Annotated in this window: 15 protein-coding genes and 1 rRNA gene; 6 read left to right on the top strand and 10 right to left on the bottom strand. The window is 62.2% G+C overall.

The annotated features are described in order from the left end of the window. The first annotated feature begins 154 nt into the window (after nt 1-154). Nucleotides 155-270 (top strand): 5S ribosomal RNA (gene rrf, locus IB266_RS07830). 121 nt (nt 271-391) lie between these two features. Here rrf and IB266_RS07835 read toward each other — a convergent pair. Next, nucleotides 392-793: a lysozyme inhibitor LprI family protein gene (locus tag IB266_RS07835; protein WP_192260825.1), complete on the bottom strand. Its 402-nt coding sequence runs from the start codon at nt 791-793 to the stop codon at nt 392-394. A 154-nt stretch (nt 794-947) separates the two neighbouring features. On the opposite strand from IB266_RS07835, the gene IB266_RS07840 reads away from it, so the two are divergent. Next, nucleotides 948-1,406, top strand: a complete 459-nt coding sequence (locus IB266_RS07840) for an SRPBCC family protein (RefSeq protein ID WP_060741375.1) — start codon at nt 948-950, stop codon at nt 1,404-1,406. 464 nt (nt 1,407-1,870) lie between these two features. Here the strand turns inward: IB266_RS07840 and IB266_RS07845 are convergent, their stop codons facing one another. Further along, complete coding sequence (locus IB266_RS07845) at nt 1,871-2,374, bottom strand: hypothetical protein (RefSeq protein WP_192260826.1); 504 nt, start codon at nt 2,372-2,374, stop codon at nt 1,871-1,873. Between the two features lie 176 nt (nt 2,375-2,550). Then, nucleotides 2,551-3,498 carry an AraC family transcriptional regulator gene (locus tag IB266_RS07850; protein ID WP_192260827.1) on the bottom strand — a complete coding sequence of 316 codons (948 nt, stop codon included), beginning with the start codon at nt 3,496-3,498 and terminating at the stop codon, nt 2,551-2,553. 203 nt (nt 3,499-3,701) lie between these two features. Here IB266_RS07850 and IB266_RS07855 point away from each other — a divergent pair, with 203 nt between their 5' ends. Together IB266_RS07855 and IB266_RS07860 are read left to right on the top strand one after the other, a co-directional pair. Continuing rightward, nucleotides 3,702-4,439, top strand: coding sequence for an SDR family oxidoreductase (locus tag IB266_RS07855; RefSeq protein ID WP_060741378.1), 738 nt, complete (start codon nt 3,702-3,704; stop codon nt 4,437-4,439). A gap of 26 nt (nt 4,440-4,465) precedes the next feature. After that, a complete protein-coding gene (locus IB266_RS07860) occupies nt 4,466-4,723 on the top strand; it encodes an Atu4866 domain-containing protein (protein WP_060741379.1) in 258 nt (85 codons plus the stop codon). Nucleotides 4,724-4,795: 72 nt separating this feature from the next. Here IB266_RS07860 and inhA read toward each other — a convergent pair whose 3' ends face one another. Beyond that, nucleotides 4,796-5,482 (bottom strand): isonitrile hydratase, encoded by a 687-nt coding sequence (inhA, locus tag IB266_RS07865; RefSeq protein WP_060741380.1) that lies wholly within the window; start codon nt 5,480-5,482, stop codon nt 4,796-4,798. A gap of 99 nt (nt 5,483-5,581) precedes the next feature. Between inhA and IB266_RS07870 the strand changes: the two genes are divergently transcribed. Then, nucleotides 5,582-6,574, top strand: a complete 993-nt coding sequence (locus IB266_RS07870) for a GlxA family transcriptional regulator (RefSeq protein WP_192260828.1) — start codon at nt 5,582-5,584, stop codon at nt 6,572-6,574. On the opposite strand, the gene IB266_RS07875 is transcribed toward IB266_RS07870, so the two are convergent. Together IB266_RS07875 and IB266_RS07880 are read right to left on the bottom strand one after the other, a co-directional pair. Beyond that, nucleotides 6,543-7,445: an alpha/beta fold hydrolase gene (locus IB266_RS07875; protein ID WP_192260829.1), complete on the bottom strand. Its 903-nt coding sequence runs from the start codon at nt 7,443-7,445 to the stop codon at nt 6,543-6,545. The two genes, IB266_RS07870 and IB266_RS07875, sit on opposite strands and share 32 nt — an antisense overlap. 28 nt (nt 7,446-7,473) lie before the next feature. Further along, nucleotides 7,474-7,851 carry a hypothetical protein gene (locus IB266_RS07880; protein WP_060741383.1) on the bottom strand — a complete coding sequence of 126 codons (378 nt, stop codon included), beginning with the start codon at nt 7,849-7,851 and terminating at the stop codon, nt 7,474-7,476. A 569-nt stretch (nt 7,852-8,420) separates the two neighbouring features. Here IB266_RS07880 and IB266_RS07885 point away from each other — a divergent pair. Beyond that, entirely contained in the window at nt 8,421-8,777 is a 357-nt protein-coding gene (locus tag IB266_RS07885; RefSeq protein WP_192260830.1) for a DUF6124 family protein, read from the top strand. 121 nt (nt 8,778-8,898) lie between these two features. On the opposite strand, the gene IB266_RS07890 is transcribed toward IB266_RS07885, so the two are convergent. The 4 genes from IB266_RS07890 to tam all read right to left on the bottom strand — a co-directional run bounded on the left by IB266_RS07890 (nt 8,899) and on the right by tam (nt 13,754). Next, nucleotides 8,899-10,722: a glycoside hydrolase family 15 protein gene (locus IB266_RS07890; RefSeq protein WP_192260831.1), complete on the bottom strand. Its 1,824-nt coding sequence runs from the start codon at nt 10,720-10,722 to the stop codon at nt 8,899-8,901. Beyond that, complete coding sequence (locus IB266_RS07895; RefSeq protein WP_192260832.1) at nt 10,715-11,515, bottom strand: SDR family oxidoreductase; 801 nt, start codon at nt 11,513-11,515, stop codon at nt 10,715-10,717. The genes IB266_RS07890 and IB266_RS07895 overlap by 8 nt, the downstream gene beginning before the upstream one ends. A gap of 242 nt (nt 11,516-11,757) precedes the next feature. Continuing rightward, the gene (locus IB266_RS07900; RefSeq protein ID WP_103310482.1) at nt 11,758-12,891 is read right to left on the bottom strand and encodes a cupin-like domain-containing protein; all 1,134 of its coding nucleotides are present in this window, start codon (nt 12,889-12,891) and stop codon (nt 11,758-11,760) included. A gap of 92 nt (nt 12,892-12,983) precedes the next feature. Further along, entirely contained in the window at nt 12,984-13,754 is a 771-nt protein-coding gene (gene tam / locus IB266_RS07905) for a trans-aconitate 2-methyltransferase (RefSeq protein ID WP_192260833.1), read from the bottom strand. Nucleotides 13,755-13,854: the final 100 nt, after the last annotated feature.

The raw sequence follows: 13,854 nt of genomic DNA on the forward strand, positions 1-13,854 counted from the left end.
TTGTAAACTCCAAGCCCCAGGGCGAAAGAGACCAGATTGCGGTGTGTGAAGACGAAACGAACCGAAAGTTCGAGACGCTCAACCGCAACACACAAACTATCGCATACCCATTCGCTGGAACGTGACCGCAAGGCACGCGCTGGCTACCGAATTTCTTGACGACCATAGAGCATTGGAACCACCTGATCCCATCCCGAACTCAGAAGTGAAACGATGCATCGCCGATGGTAGTGTGGGGTTTCCCCATGTGAGAGTAGGTCATCGTCAAGATTAAATTCCGAAACCCCTATCTGCTGACGCAGGTAGGGGTTTTGTTTTTTCCGCAATAAATAGTGTTGGCCGAAAAAAAAAGGATGACCTGTAGAGGTCATCCTTTTTTGCATCCTGGCTGTCAAGCCTCGGGTACGGGGCAGCTCAAATCCCCTTCCTTGCACTTGAGATAGGTCTTGAACGCCTCGACCCGAGCCTTGGTCTGGGCGGTGATGCAATTGTCATAGATCAGCGGATAGACACTGCCGCCCTCAACCCCAGAGGCGGAGAATGCGCATTCGGCATCACGGAAACCTATCCAGGCACGCTGAGCTTTGACCAGCATTTTCTTGGCCTCGGGATTGTCCTTCAGGCGTGCGGTGATCTGCTTGTACAACCTGTTCAGCTCATTGTCGGCGGCCTTGTTTTCTTTGGCTGCGCATTGGTTCATTTCGCCTTGAGTAGTGGCGTCAGCGCAGTCGTCGGCCTGGGCAACGGCGACAAAAAGCAGAGGTGTCAGGGCCAGAAGCAAGCGTAGGGACATGTTGGGTCTCTCCTTGAGGGGGTGAAAGCGCCGAGGGAGTTTACATCGCGCCGTGCTGTTTTAAAGTTGGCGAGCGCTAAACGACGGTCTGATACAACTTTCCGGTTGGCCTTGTGGTCTTACAAGCCTACTGTTGAAACACAGGAGGTGACTCATGCATTCATCCGACCGCATTGAAAGAAAGATCCTGCTCAAGGCCCCGCGCTCCCAGGTCTGGCGCGCCCTGGCCAATGCCGAAGCCTTTGGCCAATGGTTCGGTGTCGCCCTTGAGGGGAAACGGTTTGTGGCAGGCGAGCGTACCCAAGGGCAAATTACTTATCCAGGTTACGAACACCTTATCTGGGACGTAGCGGTGGAGCGGGTGGAGCCCGAGCGGGTCTTCTCGTTTCGCTGGCATCCTTACGCTGTCGAGCCGCAGGTAGATTATTCCCAGGAGTCCGAAACCCGAGTGCAATTCGAACTTGAAGACATGGATGGCGGTACCTTGCTCAAAGTCGTGGAGTCGGGTTTCAACAACATTCCCGAGGCACGCCGACTCAAGGCTTTTCGCATGGACAGCCGTGGCTGGGACGAGCAGATGGCCAATATTGAAGCGTTCCTGCACAGGCCTTGAGTTGGCCGGCTGGCAGAACTAAGGGTTTTCGGAGGGGCAGGTATAGCGAATGTCTTACACGAGATGGTAGCTATGTCGTCTATTTCATTTTGGATCCGAGGCGTAATCTGGACTTATCCACTGAAGCACAGGAAGTGCTCAGGATCAGGGACGATCGACCATGCAAGGATTAGCTATCGACAGGGAGTCGTAATGGTCTTGGAAAAACCCGCTTCGGCGGGTTTTTTTTCGACCGCTGAAAAGCCAGGAAAGAGTCCTATAGCGAAACGCTTACACGCCGTTGCTGCTTTCTCGTCTTTCTCCAAGTCACCGGTAGGCCTAATCTATGTTCATCCACTGAGTACAGGGAGTGCTTGGGGTCATGGATGATTGGACCAGGCATGGAATGCCGGACAGGGAGTCAAATTGGTCCTCATAAAACCCGCCTAGGCGGGTTTTTTTTCGTCTGTGGAAAAGTGGCCTGATCATGCCAGGCGCCGGGTCATGGTGCGCTCGGCACCATCAGCAGCCAAGGTCTGGCCCTCAGGGGTGCGGTCAGCACCATCGGCTGCGAGCGTTTGCCCTCCAGGCGTCCGCTCGGCACCATCAGCAGCCAAGGTCTGGCCCCCTGGCGTCCGATCGGCACCATCGGCCGCGAGTGTCTGCCCTCCAGGCGTCCGCTCGGCACCGTCAGCGGCCAAGGTCTGGCCCCCTGGCGTACGGTCACCACCATCGGCTGCGAGCGTCTGCCCTCCAGGCGTCCGCTCGGCACCATCAGCAGCCAAGGTCTGGCCCCCTGGCGTCCGCTCGGCACCATCGGCCGCGAGTGTCTGCCCTCCAGGCGTCCGATCCGCGCCATCAGCGGCCACCGGCTGCTGGTAATCGCCAGCCCAGGTAAAGAAACGGTCTTGCTGCTGGCTCGGCAGGGCAAACGCACTGGCGCTCAGGGCGAGGGTGGTAACGGCGATCAAGGTGTTGAACGTTTTCATGGTAAAGACTCCGGTCATATCAGGTTGAGTGCCGGGTCGTTCAGATGTCGTGATCTGCTGAACCCGTTGCAGCCGGGACGGTTGTCTTGCTGCATGGGTTCAGATTAGGGGCGAGGCGGGGGCGGGCGTTAGACGGATACTGTCCTGGTTTTGCCTGATCCTGTTTGTGTGCAGGATCAGGCGCTCGTGGCTTGCAGGGCCTGGGCACGCAAACGAGCGATGTCTTTGCTCGGCGAGGCGCCAAATAGACGGCTGTATTCACGACTGAACTGCGAAGGGCTTTCATACCCCATCTTGTAGCCGATTGACGAAACGTCGCTGTTCTCCGCCAACAACAACCGTCGGGCTTCCTGCAGGCGCAACTGTTTCTGGTATTGCAGCGGGCTCATGGCGGTCACGGCTTTGAAGCGGTGATGCAGGGCCGAAGGGCTGAGATTGATCATTTGTGCCAGGCTGTCGATGCTCAGCGGCTCGGCGTAATGGGTGTTGAGCCACTCGATGGCGCGGCTGATGCGATGGGTCTGGGTGTCGGGAATGGCGATTTCGTGCAAGCGCTGGCCTTGGGCGCCACGTAGCAGCCGGTACAAAATCTCCTGCTGGGCCAGCGGCGCGAGGGTGGCGATATCGTCCGGGCTGTCCAGCAGCCGCAGCAAGCGCAACACCGCGTCGAGTAATGGCGCATCGATGCGATCCAGGAACAATCCGCGTCCGGTTCTTTCGGCCGGCACGCCGATGGGGCTGGCGTCGGCGATCAGGCGGCAGATCTGTGCCGGATCGATGTCGAGGCGAATGCACAGGTAGGGGCGCTCGGGACTGGCTTCAATCACCTGGCCGGCCAACGGCAGGGTCACCGAGACGACAAGGTAATTGAGCGGGTCATACACGTAGCATTCGTCTGCCAGGTGCACTTCCTTGCGCCCCTCGACAATCACGCACAAACCAGGTTTGTGCACGACGTGCAGGGCTTCGGTCGGCTGGTCGCTGCGGATCAGGTGCAAGGCTTCGATGGCCGTGGGGTGGACGCCGAATTCCGGGGCGAAGCGCATCATCAGGCTCGCCAGTTCGGCGCGACGCTGATTGACGTTGTCGTCTGGCGCAATGTGGATGGACGTGGATACCGACATGCCGAGCAACCTCCCTGGCCAAAATGAATAGACCGCGTTAGTAAAACCGATTGCGCGGCTGTCGACCAGAGTCGGATCTATCGCTACAGGATTGTGCAAGTGCGCAGGAGGATCCGGCTAACCCCGACCTCGGTCGGTTCCCTAATCTGGACCTGTCAAAACGCTCCCACCGGGGGCCAATACAGCCAGACGAGGAAACCATCATGTCCGATATTCAAAACAAAGTTGTGGTCATCACCGGCGCCAGCAGCGGGATTGGTGAAGCCGCGGCGCGGTTGCTTGCGGCTCGCGGTGCTCGTGTCGTGCTTGGTGCGCGGCGCATCGATCGTTTGCAAACACTGGTGCAGGAACTCGAAACCGCCGGCCAGCAGGCGGTCTGCAAGGCCGTGGACGTGACCCGTCGTGAGGATGTCCAGGACTTCGTCGACTTTGCTGTCGAGCGATTCGGTCGGGTCGACGTGATCATCAACAATGCCGGGGTCATGCCGCTCTCCAAGCTCGAGGCGCTGAAAGTCGAGGAGTGGGATCGCATGATCGACGTCAACATCCGCGGCGTGCTCCACGGTATCGCCGCCGGCCTGCCGTTGATGCAGCGTCAACGCAGCGGCCAGTTCATCAACATCGCCTCCATTGGTGCCTACGCCGTCAGCCCGACGGCCGCCGTGTACTGCGCCACCAAGTACGCCGTGCGCGCGATTTCCGAGGGCTTGCGCCAGGAAGTCGGGGGCGATGTGCGGGTGACGGTGATTTCCCCTGGTGTGACCGAATCGGAACTGGCCGATAGCATTTCCGATGAAGGTGGACGTGCCGAAATGCGTGAGTTCCGCAGGATCGCCATTCCGGCCGAAGCCATCGCCCGGGCAATCGCCTACGCCATCGAACAACCAGCGGACGTAGACGTCAGCGAATTGATCGTGCGGCCAACCGCCAGTCCATTCTGACCGACTTGACTGACAGGAGATGTCCCATGAGAAAGGCATTTGGAGACCAGGATAAATTCGTCGGCCTATGGGTGACGGCTGATGGCGTGATTCGCCATCGGCTGCTGCCGGGCGGACGCTATGACGAAGCGCGAGGTGTACGTGAGAGCGCATATCAGGGCGACTACTGGCTGCAGGATGACCATATCGAATACCACGACGACACCGGTTTCACCGCCGATGGGGATTTTCGCGAAGGCGTGCTCTACCACGCGGGGATGGTGTTGTATCGCCAGGAGGGATGATGAACCGATGGCCTTTGCGGTGAGGGGACAACTCCCCCTCACCACGGATTTCATTTCCATCGGGACTGATCGTTACGCCTGTTCCAACCGCGCCGCAGCACGCTGGGTGATTTGCGAGCGTACCCGGAACGACTCGGCCGCACGCCGGTTCGCTTCTTCCAGCACGCGCGTCGGCGCGGTGTCCGGGCTGCCGGCGTTGAACGGTGGGGCAGGGGCGTATTCGAGTTGCAGCTGGACCAGCTCTGCGGTGTCCTGGTCGAACAGTTCGGCCGCCAGGGTCAAGGCGAAGTCGATCCCGGCCGTGATGCCGCCACCGGTGAGCAGGTTGCCATCGCGGACTACGCGCTCCTTGACCGGCGTCGCGCCCAGGGTTTGCAGCAGGCTGTGATAGGCCCAGTGAGTGGTGGCGCGCTTGCCTTGCAGCAGGCCCGCGGCACCGAGCACCAGCGCACCGGTACACACCGAGGTGATGTATTTCGCGTCGGCGGCTTGCCGCTTGATGAAGGCCAGTGTCTGTTCGTCTTCCATCAGGGGGCCGACGCCGGTCCCGCCGGGGACGCAGATCACGTCGAGCTTCGGGCAGTCCTCGAACGTGGTGGTGGGCAGCAACACCAGCCCGGTGCTGGCGGTGACCGGCGCCAGGTCCTTCCAGACCAAGTGGACCTTCACGTCCGGCAACGAGGCCAGCACGTCATAAGGGCCGGTCAGGTCCAACTGCTGGACTTGGGGAAATAACAGCAAACCGATCTGCAACGTCATGTCGCGTTCTCCTTTGGATGATGCCCGAGGGGTGGACGGTTTTACTTTAGATCCGTAGGCTCTGGCGTATACGCCAATAAGCCCACGAATCACGCCAATATGCCCAACTCTCCGAAAATCGTTCATGTCCTGGCCTTCGCCAACGTGCAAGTGCTGGATGTCACCGGGCCCTTGCAGGTCTTCGCATCGGCCAACGACCTGGCCCGCCAGCAAGGCCTGCCGCTGCCGTACACGCCGACGGTCATCGCCGTGGGCGGCGGGGCGGTGATGTCCTCGGCGGGGTTGGCGCTGATGGCCGAGCCGCTGCCGAGCGAAGGCAGCGACACGCTGTTGATCGCCGGAGGCTGGGGTGTGTACGAAGCGGCGAAGGACCCGGCGCTGGTGGCCTGGGTCAAGGATCATGGCCTGCGTTCGCGCCGGGTGGCGTCGGTGTGCACCGGGGCATTCCTGCTGGCCGCCAGCGGTTGGCTGGACGGACGGCGCGTGGTGACGCACTGGACCCGCTGCGAACAACTGGCCGAGCAACATCCGCAATTGCGGGTCGAACCCAACCCGATTTTCATCAACGACGGTCCGGTCTGGACCTCGGCCGGGGTCACGGCCGGCATCGACCTGGCCCTGGCGCTGGTCGAGGAGGACCTGGGCCGTGCGGTGGCACTGGAGGTCGCCCGGCACCTGGTGGTGTTCCTCAAGCGCCCTGGCGGCCAATCGCAGTTCAGCGTGACCTTGTCGCTACAAAAGCAAGGCAGTCGTTTTGATGACCTGCATGCCTGGATCGCCGAAAACCTCACCCGTGACCTGGGCCTGTCGAGCCTGGCCGCCGAGGTGGGCATGAGCGAACGCAGCTTTGTACGGCACTACCGCGCCGACACCGGCCAGACCCCGGCGCGGGCCGTGGAGTTGATTCGCGTGGAAACCGCTCGCCGCCTGCTGGCCGACACGGCGGTGTCGATCAAGCGGGTGGCGGTGCAATGTGGCTTCGGCAGCGAAGAAACCCTGCGCCGCAGTTTCCTGCGGGCCATGGGCGTGACGCCCCAGGCCTATCGCGAGCGGTTCGCCGTCAGCCCTCAAGCAGATCCAGCAATGCCTTGAGCGTGGCTTCGGGGGCTTCCTGGGGAATATTGTGGCCAACACCGGGCAGCACTCGGCGCTCATAGAACCCCGTGAAATGCTCGACGTCTTCATCGTGGTCCGACGCGGGCCCCACGCCGTCATCGGCGCCGCACAGGGAAATGCTCGGCACGCTGATGGCCGGTTGTGCCGCCAGCCGTTCCTCCATCCACTCCAGCGTCGGGTCGCCCGGCGCGTACATGAAGCGATGACGGTAGGAGTGGATCACCACGTCGACGAAGTCCGGGTTATCGAACGACGCGGCGCTACGGGGGTACAGTTCGGCGCCCCGTGTCCAGGTCGGTGACCACAGGCGCCAGAGCAAGCCACACAGTTCACGCCGGTTCCGGGTCAGGCCCTCGACGCCCCGGGCCGTGTGGAAGTAATACTGGTACCACAGGCGATGTTCGGTTTGCGGGTCCAGCGGCTGGGTGGAGCGTGGAATGTCCTGCAGGTTGTAGCCATCGCCGGTCACCAGGCAGCGCACACGCTCGGGCCACAGGGCCGCGACGATACACGCCGCTCGACCGCCCCAGTCGTAGCCGCACAGCGCCGCTTGGGGGATGGAGAGTACGTGCATCAGGTCCAGCAGGTCCTGGGCCAACGCCGCTTGCTGGCCGGAACGCATGATGGCCGGGTTGTTGAAGCGGGTCGGGCCGTAGCCGCGCAGGTAGGGCACGATGACCCGATAGCCACGCTGGGCCAGGGCCGGCGCGACCTCATCGAACGCCCTGGGGTCGTAAGGAAAACCGTGCAGCAGGATGATGGGGTCGCCGCTGGCGGGGCCGTGTTCTTCGTAGGCGATGCGCAGCAACGGCGTGACGGCGAAGTCGATCCTGGGCTCAAGGTTCATGTCGGCCTCCGGCAGTGTGCGGTTGCGTTCAGGCAGGTTCCTGGTTGACGTATTTGGCCCGATCCGGGGTAAACGTCACGATCATGTTCGTGCTGGAACAGGTCAGGGTGCGTTCCTGGGTCAGGTCGATGTCCAGGTCCTCACCGCGCAGGCCCTGCCATTGGGCGAGGTACTTGAGGCAACCGAATTTTTCGTTTTTCTTCAGGCTGCGGCTGACGCCACCTTTCCAACCCAGCACCGGCAATTCACCGGCCAGGCAACGTTGCGCCAGTTCGGGAAACTTCATCGCCCGGTCGCGGCCGATTTCCCAGCACTTGATCAGGCCCCGGTCCTGGCCTTCCCAGAGGTTTTCGCGGGTCAGGCCTGTTCGGGGTGGGGTGGTGATGGGGCGTTTGATATGGGTCATGTCAGGTCCTTGAGTCGGGTTTTTATCGGGCAGCTCCGCTGCACCCGTGAGAGCATCGATCTTAGGAGGGGTTGGAGGGGCTGGCAACTCGAAAGGGGGCGTAACGATAAATGGGGCCCGGAGACTGCAATGCTCTTGTGGCGAGGGAGCTTGCTCCCGCTGGGTTGCGAAGCGACCCCTCACCAGACGCTGATTCTTTGGAGGTTGGAAGATTTTGCGACTGCTGCGCAGTCGAGCGGGAGCAAGCTCCCTCGCCACAGGTTATGCGTTCCTACAAAAAATGTGGTTGAACCGGAATTTTCCGACGAGTCGCGTCGGTTGCCGGTTCGGAAGAGGCGGGGATAGGCTTTGCTCGTCGCTGCAAAATCAGCGACCGGGTTTGGTCGCCCGGGTTTAGAATGGCGCACGGTGCCGCGCGAGCGGCTGTCTGTTTTATGGCTGACTGTGCGTGGGAGGGCTTCGGGCCCTGCCGGGTTTCCATTCCCTGGTCGACCAACCTGCGTACAGTTCGCCACCTTCTGCTTGGTCGCGGAAATGGTGAACTCCACGTTCGAATGGAGATTCATATCATGGTCAAGATCACCCCCAACCCTCCACGCGCCGAAGACCTTTCTGCCTACACCACCCTCGACACAAAAAAACTCCGCGAAGCCGCCGACCGGGCGCTGGACATTCACTTGTCTCCCACCCCAGCCAAACCCGATACCCAGGACGGTCAGGTGTTCACCGTGGTCCCCGGGCTAAACACCGAGTCGGTGTTGACCAGCCTCAGCGAAACCCTGGCCTCGGCCGATGCGCTGGTCAGTGACCTGGGGTTCGAGCTGGAGGGCTCCCGGCGACACGTAGCACTGGGGATTCAGCAGTTGATCGAGCTGGCCAGATTGCTGGCCAACCGTGCGTTGGATAACTTGGAGACGACCGGCTAACGGACACACCGCTCTTGTGGCGAGGGAGCTTGCTCCCGCTGGGTTGCGAAGCGACCCCAGGATTCTTGCGACTGCTGCGCAGTCGAGCGGGAGCAAGCTCCCTCGCCACAGACCACTCCGCTCACGGCTGCCAATGATTCTTCTCCCCGCTCAACTTGCGGTCCAGAAAACTCGCAGCGCTGATCAACGCCAGATGGGTCAAGGCCTGGGGCGTGTTGCCCAAGTGGTAACCGTGGCTGTCGAACTCTTCGGCGTACAGCCCCAGCGGGTTGGCGTAGCGCAGCAGTTGTTCGAATTCCAGCTGGGCTTTTTCCACGCGGCCGGCGCGGGCCAGGCATTCGACGTACCAGAACGAGCAGGCCGCGAATGAGCCTTCGATGCCGCTGAGGCCGTCAATGGGGCTGTCGTCGTTGCGGTAGCGATAGACCATGCCGTCGCGCACCAGGTGTTTTTCGATGGCATCGAGCGTGGAGAGCCAGCGCGGGTCACGGGCGCTGACGAAACGCACCAGGGGCATCAACAGCATCGAGCCGTCGAGGGCGGTGCTGCCCAGGCGCTGGACGAAATGCTGGTGCTCCTCGTTCCAGAAATTCGTCCAGATGTCTTGGTAGATGGCCTGTCGGGTCTCGTCCCAGCGGGCGAACGGGGCGGGCAGGGAGCGTTTTTCGGCCAGGCGGATGGCGCGGTCGACGGCGACCCAGCACATCAGCCGCGAATGCAGGAAGTGCTGCTTGTCGCCGCGCATTTCCCAGATGCCCACGTCTTTGTCCTGCCAGACCTCGCACACCTGGTCGACCACGTCGACGGCATGTTTCCAGCCTTCATGGGAGATGGCTTCGCCGTATTTGTTGACCAGGTACACCGCGTCCATCAACTCGCCGAAAATATCCAATTGCACCTGCTGGTAGGCCAGGTTGCCGATGCGCACCGGCTGCGCATTGCCGAACCCGCTCAGGTGCGACAGCTCGGTTTCCGGCAGCTCCAGCCTGCCGTCCAGGCCGTAGAGGATGTTGAGTTTGGTCGGCTGGTCACAGCAGTCGCTGACCCGCCCGCGCAACCAGCGCATGTAGGCGTTGGCTTCTTCGACGAAGCCCAGGCGCATGAACGCGTAGACCGTGAACGAAGCGTCGCGGATCCAGGTGTAGCGGTAATCCCAGTTGCGCTCGCCGCCGCGGGTTTCCGGCAGGCCGAAGGTGGCGGCGGCGAGGATGGCGCCGTGCTTGCGCGAGGTCAGCAGCTTCAGCGCCAGGGCCGAGCGATTGACCATTTCCCGCCAGCGTCCGCGATAGTTGGATTGGCCGATCCAGCCGCGCCAGAACGCCAGGGTCCGCTCCAGGCATATCGCGCTGACGTCGTCCTGAAGGCGTGGGTCGTCGATGCCGCCCAGCAGGAACTCGGCACTCTGGCCTTGCGTAAGGGTGAACTCGGCCACCGCTGCGTTCCCGTCCAGCGTCATGGGTTGGTCGGCGCACAAGCGCAGGCTCGGTTGTCCCGGCGCCTCGAAACAGATGTGGGCACCGTCCTGGCGCGCCGTGGTGGTAGCCCGGGCATAGTCGTGGCGTACCGCGCAGCGCAGGCGAAACGTCGCGCTGCCGATGGTCATGCCCACACGGCGAATCAACACCGGCAGATCGTCCTCGCTGTCGCCGATGGGCAGCAGGTCGGTGATTTCCACCACGGCGCCGTCGCTCAGCCAGCGGGTTTGCAGGACGTTGGTGTCGGGCAGGTAGATTTGTTGGCGACGGGCATCCGGCAGGTCTGGCGCGAGCTGGAAGATGCCTGCTTGCGCAGTGTCCAGCAGCGAGCAGAAGATCGACGGGCTGTCGAATTCCGGCCAGCAGAAAAAATCGACACTGCCGCGATCATTGACCAGCGCGGCGGTGCGCATGTCGCCAATGATGCCGTGGTTCTCGATGGGGCTTTGCGGTTCGTCATGATCAGCCATTGTCACGAAACCCTGGATAAAGGCTCATCCCGCCATCGATGAACAGCGTGGTACCCACCACATAATCGGACAAGTCCGAGGCCAGCCAGACCACCGCGTTGGCGACGTCCTCCACATCGCCGACGCGACCGTAGGGAATCAGCGCCAGCAGCTTTTGCTCCTGCTCGCCCTCGGTGGCTTCGCGATTGATCGCCGTGCGGATGGCACCGGGGGCGATGCTGTTGATGCGGATGCGCTGGTGGCTGGTTTCCTGGGCCAGGCTTTGCATCAGCAGATCGACACCGCCCTTGGACGCGGCGTAATTGATGTGGCCGGCCCAGGGAATGCGCTGGTGCACCGAACTCATGTGGATGATCTTGCCGGCGGCCCGGGACACGCCCTGGCGAATGCCCTGGCGGTTGAAGACCCGCAGGGCGGCGCGGGCGCAGAGGAACTGGCCGGTGAGGTTGGTGCCGATCACGGTGTTCCAGTCTTCCAGGCTCATGTCGACGGCGGCGGCGTCTTTTTGCAGGCCGGAATTGGCCACCAGGATGTCCAGCGTGCCAAAGGCTTCGAGGGTTTGGGCGAACAACTGCTCGACCTCGTGCTCCTTCGACACATCGGCACCGACGGCAATGGCGCGGCCGCCGTTGGCGTTGATTTCACGGGCCAGGTCTTGCGCCGGGCCGGCGCTGGAGTGGTAGTTGAGCACCACCGCGGCACCGGCTTCGGCCAACGCCCTGGCCGAGCCTGCGCCAATGCCGGAGCTGGCGCCGGTGACCAGGGCAACCTGTCGGGCGAGGGATATCTGCATGGTCTAGCACCTTGAATGGAGGGCCTTACCTGCTGACTGGTGCGAGGAGGGTGGAGTTCACTTGGGTGAAGCAGTCTTCATATTCCAGGTCCAAACACAAACCTGTGGCAAGGGGACTGTGGGGGCATAGCTTGCTCGCGAAACAGGCGACTCGATTTCTGAAAGACCGCATTGCCTTCGTCGCGGGCAAGCCTTGTTCCCACAATCCTCCTGCCACAAAGAATGTTGCTTTAGGCCGACCGCTACCAACCCCGCCCTGAATTCACCCAGAAATTCACCGACAACGACGTCGACACCGACTCCACCTGATGGAACCAGCCTTCCGGCAAAAACAGCAAATCCCCAGCCTCCAGCGTCACGCGCATGAAGGTCACGTCCCGGGCGTGGGGGAAGCGTTGGTAGTCCGGCGCGTCTGGGTTGAAGTCGCAGCCGTCCAGCCCGCCTTGGGGGGCCGTGGACCAGGTGCCCAGGGCTTCGCGGTGGTGAGGTGCGGCGAGGGTGAAGATTTTCTGGCCCCAGACTTGGGCGAACAGGTTGTCGGTGTCGTCGCGGTGCAGCGGCGTCAAGGTGCCCTTGGGGCCGATCCAGATGCGCGGTGGGATGAACAGCGACGGGTCGAAGTAGGGCGGAAACTTGATCTGCTCCATCAGCCGCGCCGGCAGGATGTTGTTACCCATGTAGGCCGGTGGTTCACCGTCGGCGCCCTTGGCCGCCGGGCTGTCGAGGGAGGCGATGAAGTCGGCCATGGACGTGGAGCGAAAGTCCCGTTCGGTGGAGAAGGTCTTCTTCACGTAGTCGCCGTGGCGGGTGATGCCTTGCAGTTCGGCAAAATGCACCAGGGATTCTTCGCGGCTGAGCTTGAACAACGGCCAGTCCTGCAAGGCATCGCTGATGACCAGCGGAATGCCGTGGGGCAGGTACTGGGCGCGAAACTCCTGCACCGACAGCCCGCTGCGAGGCCGCCGTTGCACGCTGCGTTGGGTCGGCAGGCTGGCGGTGAGCTTTTCGCTGAAGCGCGGCGGGGTGGGGTAGCGCTTGTTCATGTCGACCTTTTCCACCACGCCACCGCCATGCCGGGCATGGTCGATGATCTGCGGCAGCAACGTCGCCAGGCCCATGTTGCCGCCGATCTTCAGGCGACCGCTGGCGAACAGTTCTTCCACGTTGGCCATGCCGGCCATGATCCCGAGGAAGTCCTTCTCCGCCACCTCGATGGTGACGTCGGGGCTGGTGTGGCGGCCAGCCTCGGTGCGGCTGCTGGCCTTGACCTCGGACCAGTACGCCTGGTGCGGGCCGAACACGAATTGGAAGACGCCTTCGATACCAACGGCGCCGGCATTGGCGAACAGCTTGCCCAGGATGGTTTGCAGGTCCACGGCGGTCACTCTTGCGGGTTTTTGGTCTTAGCAGGTAACGAGGGGCCGGAGCAGAAATTTAGGCCCTCGTCGCTGCGTCATCGACCCTCGCCCTAGCGCGTCGCGACCATGAACACCCGGGGAAACGGCAGCAGCACGGTCCCATCGTCCAGGGCTGGATAAGCCTGCTCGATCGCCTTGAGATAGTGCGCCAGGTACTGCTCGCGTTGCGCCTCATCCAGCGGCTCGAGAAACGGCCGCAAGCCGCTGCCCTTGAACCATTCCACCACGCCTGCGGCGCCGCCGGCCAAGGGGTGATGGTAGGTGGTGCGCCACACATCGACGCGGCTGCAGTGGGGCTTGAGGATCGAGTAATAGGTGCTGGGATCCTCCACCTCGGTACGCGAATCCGCCGCCCCGGCCAGTTGGTTGGCCCAGGGACCGTTGGTTGCAATTTCCCGCATCAAGCGGTGGGAGGGTTGGTGCAGGGTGTCGGGCATCTGGATCGCCAGGCTGCCACCGGGGGCGAGTTTGCCGATCAGCGAGGGCAGCAGGGTGGCGTGGTCGGGCAGCCATTGCAGCACTGCGTTGGCGAAGATCACGTCGAACGGCCCGGGTTCATCCCATTGGCCGATGTCCGCAGTGTCGAACGCCACGGCGGGCAAGCGTTTGCGTGCGGCGTCGACCATGTCGCTGGAACTGTCCAGGCCGCGCACCGTGGCGCCGCTGAAATGTTCCACCAACAGTTCGGTGGAATTGCCTGGGCCACAGCCCAGGTCGATCACCGAACGGGCCTGTGTGGGGGGAATGGCGGCGAGCAGGTCCCGGGACGGACGGGTACGTTCCTGTTCGAAGGTGACGTATTGCTTGGCGGACCAGCCCATGGCGTTCTCCTGTGCGGTGGAGTGAGTCGAGGTCGCCAGTATAAGGTCGGACGGGAAAGATGGAGCGAACGTAACGGTTTTGACTAATTTTGTGGGTTAC

Origin of the sequence: Pseudomonas sp. Pdm06, assembly GCF_014851795.1 — a bacterium.
Lineage (GTDB): Bacteria > Pseudomonadota > Gammaproteobacteria > Pseudomonadales > Pseudomonadaceae > Aquipseudomonas > Aquipseudomonas fluorescens_AA.